The organism is Neoroseomonas rubea (assembly GCF_016106015.1).
In the GTDB taxonomy this organism is placed as follows: Bacteria; Pseudomonadota; Alphaproteobacteria; order Acetobacterales; family Acetobacteraceae; genus Neoroseomonas; species Neoroseomonas rubea.
Genome location: NZ_JACADQ010000511.1, coordinates 1 through 1,942 on the forward strand (window position 1 = coordinate 1; position 1,942 = coordinate 1,942).

Below are 1,942 nucleotides of genomic sequence, written 5' to 3' on the forward strand. Positions count from 1 at the left end.
GGCAGGGCGCGGCAGCGGCCGCCCGCGACAGGCGTCGCCTCGTGCAGCGTGACGGCGAAGCCGCCGCGCGCCAGCGCCAGGGCGGCGACGAGCCCCGCCACGCCCGCGCCCACCACATGCACGCGCGCGGCCCCCTGCGGGGCGAAGGGGCAGGCCTCGTCCCGCGGCATCATGGTCAGCGCGCCGCCACGGGGGCGAGGCGCAGCGCATAGGCCGCCATGCGCGCCTTCTCGCCGGCCGTCAGCCGCGGCCGCGCGCGCGGCGGGCCGAAGCCGCGTGCGACCAGCCGGTCGAAGATGCGCCGATAGGCCCACATCATGATGCGCGCGGGCAGCAGCGCGGGGTTGTCGAAGGCGGCGAGCTCCGCTTCCGCCCGCGCGAAGCCCTGTTCGGCCTGCGCGGCGAGCACGCGCGCGGCCGCCGCCAGGCCCGGCGCGGCCATCATCGCCGCGGGGTCGCCTTCCGCCACGCCATGGGCGGCGAGCAGGTCGCGCGGCACATAGACGCGATCGCGCGCCGCATCCTCGTCCATGTCGCGCAGGATGTTCACCAACTGCAGCGTGCGGCCGAGGCCGAGGCCGAACTCGGCCGCCTCCGGCGCGCCGAAGATGCGCACCGCCATGGCACCCACGCTGCCCGCGACGCGCCGGCAATACAGGTCGAGCGCCGCGCCGTCGGCGATGCGCACGGCCGGCGCGGCATCCGTCTCCATGCCGGCGATCATCGCCTCGCATTCCTCGACCGGCAGCGCATAGCGGTCGCGCGCGCGGGCGAGCTCGCGCGACAGCGCGCAATCCGGCCGCGCGAGTTTCGCGCGCCAATCCGCGAGGAAGCGGCGCTTCTCCTCTTCAGGCATCGCGCCATCGGCGATGTCGTCCACCTCCCGGCAGAAGGCATAGACGGCCCAGAGCGCGCGCCGCCGGTCGCCGCGCAACGCCGACATCCCCCGCGCGAAGGAGGACCCCGCGGCCGAGACGCGCGCGCGCACCAGCGCGGCATCCGACGGGCCGCGGAACGGCGCGCCGGCGAAGGCGTGGGCGAAATCCGCGCGCCCCAGCGCGACACGCCCCAGCACCGGATCTGCCGCGCGCAGCCGCGCGAGCAGCCGCCGCGCGAGCGCGATCGTCACCGTCGATTCCATCGCGAGCCGCGTCGAGCGCAGCAGCCGCGGCAGCGCGGCGGCGGCGTCCAGCCGTTCCTCCACGCGATCCAGCGCGGCGTCGAGCACGGCACGGCGCGTGCCGTTCGCGGGGGCGAAGAAGGCGGCCTCGCCGCCGGCCAGCGCCATCCAGGGCTCGGGGAGGTAGATGCGGTCGATCGCGTCGCGGTCGGGCACCAGGTCCTGCATGTGGTTGAGGATCTGCAGCGCCGTGCAGAGCGCGTCCGCGGCCTCGACCGCGCCGGGAGCGGATTCGTCGTGCAGGCGCAGCAGCATCCGCCCGACGGGGTTGGCGGAGGCCGCGCAATACGCCTCGAGCGCCGCCCAGTCCGCGTAGCGTCGCTTCGTCGCATCCTGGCGGAAGGCAGCCAGCATGGCGCGGGCCTCGTCGGTGCCGCAACGGCTCTCATGGATCGGGCGCGCCGCCGGGTCGGTGGTCCCGGGGTCGTCGAGGGCGCGCTCCAGCGCATCCAGGCGGGCGAGTTTTTCCTCGGGCGTCAGCGTCGCGGAATCCGCGACGTCATCCGCTGTGCGCACGAAGCGGTAGAAGCCGAGCACCTTTGGGCGCAGCGCGCGTGACATCAGCAGCGAGGCGACGGGAAAATTCTCGCTGGTGGAATCGCGGGTCGGGGCGTCGGTCATCGCGGCGAAGGGTGGGGGGGGGGGGGGGGGGGGGGGGGGGGGGGGGGGGGGGGGGGGGGGGGGGGGGGGGGGGGGGGGGGGGGGGGGGGGGGGGGGGGGGGGGGGGGGGGGGGGGGGGGGGGGGGGGGGGGGGGGGGGGGG

Annotated in this window: 2 protein-coding genes; both read right to left on the reverse strand. The window is 77.0% G+C overall.

Going from position 1 to position 1,942, the window contains the following annotated elements; all coding sequences use genetic code 11:
* A partial coding sequence (locus tag HW577_RS24315; RefSeq protein WP_332837805.1) for an NAD(P)-binding protein occupies positions 1–173 on the reverse strand: 173 nt, incomplete at its 3' end.
* A 2-nt stretch (positions 174–175) separates the two neighbouring features.
* Entirely contained in the window at positions 176–1,801 is a 1,626-nt protein-coding gene (locus HW577_RS24320; RefSeq protein WP_198378677.1) for a squalene/phytoene synthase family protein, read from the reverse strand.
* Between the last annotated feature and the right edge of the window lie 141 nt (positions 1,802–1,942).